Raw genomic sequence first — 4,223 nt, forward strand, 5'->3', positions numbered from 1 at the left:
GTAATTACCACAAAATCAAAGGCAAATATCTTCAATTATACTTAAATGAATTTGTATACAAGCTAAACAGGCGATATTTTGGAGAACGATTATTCGATAGGGTGATTATAGCTGCTATAACAGGAAATTAGGTGTATAAACGGATATACATTAATAATTATTATTAAAAAATGAAAACGATATTCATAATAGGTATGACATTCACGATGTGGTGTACTACTTACGCACAACAACGCACCGATGAATTACAACAAAAGCAAGTGACCTTGCAGAATTTCCATACGGTACATGTAGATCAAGGAATTACCTTAGAGGCAATGACTGGGAGAACCAATGAGGCAGTTATCAAATCTCATTATCTAAAGTATATACAAGCGGAAGTGAAGCGGGATACTTTATTCATTACTTATGATGGATTCGAAACGGGAATGATCAACATTAGTGCGCCAAAAACACAGGTTCAACTGACAGCAAAAAGTGTTACGGAATGGATTGCAGACTCTAATGCAAACATCAATATAAAAGGAAATTTTAGTACAGATAATACGACGCTGTCTTGCTCTTCGGGTACAATTGCCTACAATGACTTCAATGGTAAAAAATTGCAAATCAACGCATCAGTTGGTGGAAAAGTGAAAGGAAATTTTAAAGTAAATGAAGCAAAGATCAATGCTGTTTCCGGTGCTGAAATCAATGCTGATTTTGAATCAAATAAAATAATGGCAGATGCCTCTATGGGAGCACAAATAAAAGGAAAAATTAAAACGGATGATTTGGTGCTGAATGTATCCAATTCGGGTCGAGCAAATTGGGAAGGCACAGCAAAAAATACTCAAATAAAGGCAGATGCAAATTCCATCGCAAATTTGGAAAACTTAATAAGTTCCGATGTAAAAATAACCGCCGACTCTATGGCAAAAGTCAATTGTGTGGTGGAAAAATCATTAGAGGTGAAAGCCTCTTCTATGTCTAAAATTCGTTATAAAGCCGTAAAAAATCCTATCACTACTACCATCAATAAATCTTCAATGGCTACGGTAGAGGAAGTAGGGCGTTTTTAGTTTTTTGCAATATTTAATAATCCTAAAATAAAAACTATGAGAAGTCTGTTTCAACTAGCGAAAAGGCTGAAGAATTTAGAAATTATTAGAAGTCTGAGTTTATTTATTAAAAGCACAAAATAACACCATCAAATCCAAAAAATGAATATCCCAAAAATAGTAGGATTTATTTCTGAAAAGAGAACGATTCTGTTTATTTACAGAAAAACTGCCTTTCGGAATTATCTTATTGAGATGAAATATGATAAGGCGAGTGCGAGATTTGTACTTGGCTCTGCATTTTATGGGAGGTTGTACCCTAGTCGTTGCGATATATCCCCCGATGGTCGCCATTTTATCTATTTTGCGATGGGAGGCAATCGAAAAAAGTATGAGGAAAATGTTTATTGTTGGACAGCGATTTGCTCGCCGCCGATAATTACCGCTCAATTGTTTATCCCACATAATGATACTTGGTTTGGTGGTGGGAGGTTTGTAGATGACCGAAATATTTCGATTTGGTGTGATACAGAAGAGCATCATTTTGATAAATACAAAATTACGATTGATAAACGCCTAAGCCGTTTTGAAATCGGTAAAGGTTGGCAGATGAAAGAGGAGCGACAGAGGAAATACGGAATGGATTATCCTATGCATTGGGAAAAAAGCAATGGTAGATTCATCATTAGGCGAACGCTTGAGTTAGAAGAATTGTATAATATGGAGGGTATCAGCCGTGGCGGATTTGATATGTATAGTTACACTATTATCCATTCTAAAACGAAAAAAGAAGTTCCTCTTAACCCTTGTACTTGGGCTGATTTTGATAATTACGACAGGCTCATCACTAGTGCGGGTAGTAAAATTTCTATTTATAAAAACTTCCACGAGATTGAAAATAATGAAAGTGCTATCAACTACGATTTGGAAGAGATACTCAGCGGTGTTACTGCGTGAGGGCGGAGGGCATTGTTGGAGTTCCTTTTTTGTCATTCTGAGCGAAGTCGAAGAAGACAAAAAAGAACGACTGTCCGTAGACCGACGCTCTACCTTTCCTAAAAAAGGCAGAGGGGCACGCCCAAAAATAAAAATTACCCTTTTAAACTTTGTAAAAAATCTTCCAAAGATTGCTCGCCAATATTGAGTTTTTGTTTGATACGGTATTTGGTCATTCTCACGCTTTTGGGTTCTACAGAGAAAAGAGTGGCGATTTCTTTCGTCGATAGATTGAGGTACAGATAGCCGCAGTAGCGTTGGTCTAAAGGCGTGAGTTTGCCTCCCGATAGTTCGTTGAGTTGCTCGAAAAATTGTGGTTGGATGCTTTTGAACTCATTGAGTGAGGCTTCCAAACTTTCGTCGATGCGTTTTTCGTCTCGGAGGATTTTGCGTAGGTTAAGGTCTTCCTCGGCGTAGATTTTGCTAAGGAGTTCGTTTTTGCGTTGAATTTGGAGTGATTTGGCGAGGTTTTCCTTCTCGATGCGTTGGTTTTTGAGTTGAAGGAGTTCTTGCTCGGCACGCAGGCGTTTTTGTTCTTCTTTTTCGAGTTGAATTTTCATCTCGGCTTCGGCTTTTTCCTGCTGAAGTCGGAGAGCTTTTACGCGTTGGAATTTCATTTTTTGTTGCGAATATCGGAATAGGAAAAACAGTGAACCACTAAGTAATACCACTACGGCAATGAGTAGATAGTTACGCGTTTGTCGGGCTTCAGCGGTTTGTTGAGTGATTTCTAATTCGCGTTTGATTTGTTTATTTTTGTAGAGGGCTTCGGTTTTATAGGTATTTTCGATTTGTTGTTTTCGGTAGATAGAATCTTGAAAGGTTTTTTGTTGCTCTTTGTAATATAACGCTTTTTGATAGTTACCTTGTTGGGTATAGAGTTGTGTAAGTCCTTCGCTGATATTGGTAAGTGTATAATATAGTGGTGGTTTGTGATTCAAAAGCATTGTATATGCATTTTGAAATAACTTTTCGGCTCTATCCCAACGTTTTTCATCCATTGCTATACTGGCTTCTATTCCCATGGCATTGGCTAAAATTTCGTCTTTATCATAGACTGTTTTGAGGGCATTGTGGGTTTTGTTTAGGTATAATAAAATGCCGTCCCTCAAAGTGCTATTCTTACGCCTCATCCATCTTTCAAAATAATAATTAGCAGTGTTTATGGTAGAAATGGCATAAGTTCTTGGGGATATTTTATTGGGCTGTTGTGTATTAAGCACTTCTACTTGATTGAGGTAATATAGGACACTATCTTGATATATAGGATTTTGACTTTGCGCATATTGAAATCTCATAATGGTCGATTTTGCTGAATACGCATTGGCAATCATATCATAATCTTTGGCTTTTCGTGCAGATTGCATACAAAGATTGATGTATTCTTCACTTTTCTCAACATTATCCCAATCTGAATAGAGCCCGTAGAGATTATAAAACAACCTGGATTCTAAATAATAATCGGTGTTTTTGGGTAATAATTCTAAGGCTTTATTGACATACTCTAAACTTAGATTATTGATGTTTAAATATCGGTAGTAAAAGGATTGCACATAATTGGTGTAAGCCAATGCTTCTGAATCTTTGGATTTTTCGGCATAAACAAAGGCTTTATCAATCAAACCTTGGGCATTTTCGAAATCTTCTTTTCGGGTTGCTAATCGACCTTGAAAGGCTTTGATTAATGCTAAATTCTTTGTGTTGTATTTGTTATCCTTTAATAGTTGCTGGATTTTAGCATCTACCATTTCGGTTTTGCCTTCAAGGTCGGCTTTATCCAGTTTGACAATGATATTTTTAATTTCCGTAGATTGGGCTTTAACCTGAAAACCTAACAATAATATTATAAATAAAAATATTCTCATTTAATGGTTTATAAACGGCAAATATAGAAGATTTATGATTACCTGTCAAGTTTCACAAGGTTATAGATGAAGTTGGTCAAAATTGTTTTGTAAAGATATAATTTTTTGTTCAAATATTTTAGGATTTATTCTAAAAATTTCAGGTTTTAATTCGAACCACTTTTCGATGGCTTGTATCGGAGTTTTAACCTTAAGTTCCTTCCTAAGTGAACCGTGTCTTCTGTAGAGGTTGTAGTAGGAGAAGAATTGAGCAAAATCTTGATATAATTCAGATACATTTAGATATTGATTTTTAAGAATCGTATGGTTTTTAATAGTTCCG

At 36.0% G+C, this 4,223-nt stretch carries 4 protein-coding genes and 1 pseudogene; 3 read left to right on the forward strand and 2 right to left on the reverse strand.

The genetic code is table 11. The features are described from left to right. From C237_RS14625 to C237_RS14020, 3 genes and pseudogenes are all read left to right on the forward strand, one after another. Positions 1-131: pseudogene (locus C237_RS14625) on the forward strand (IS1595 family transposase); the annotation flags it as partial. Positions 132-170: 39 nt separating this feature from the next. Then, a complete protein-coding gene (locus C237_RS0110230; protein ID WP_083917679.1) occupies positions 171-1,061 on the forward strand; it encodes a GIN domain-containing protein in 891 nt (296 codons plus the stop codon). A 141-nt stretch (positions 1,062-1,202) separates the two neighbouring features. Continuing rightward, positions 1,203-1,997, forward strand: coding sequence for a hypothetical protein (locus C237_RS14020; protein ID WP_018676400.1), 795 nt, complete (start codon positions 1,203-1,205; stop codon positions 1,995-1,997). Between the two features lie 134 nt (positions 1,998-2,131). Here the strand turns inward: C237_RS14020 and C237_RS0110240 are convergent, their stop codons facing one another. Continuing rightward, positions 2,132-3,901: a hypothetical protein gene (locus C237_RS0110240; RefSeq protein ID WP_018676401.1), complete on the reverse strand. Its 1,770-nt coding sequence runs from the start codon at positions 3,899-3,901 to the stop codon at positions 2,132-2,134. A gap of 60 nt (positions 3,902-3,961) precedes the next feature. After that, positions 3,962-4,223 (reverse strand): integrase (locus tag C237_RS14755; protein ID WP_033398971.1); only part of this gene is annotated, 262 nt, incomplete at its 5' end.

The sequence above is a fragment of the Riemerella columbina DSM 16469 genome (assembly GCF_000374405.1).
Taxonomy (GTDB): Bacteria; Bacteroidota; Bacteroidia; order Flavobacteriales; family Weeksellaceae; genus Riemerella; species Riemerella columbina.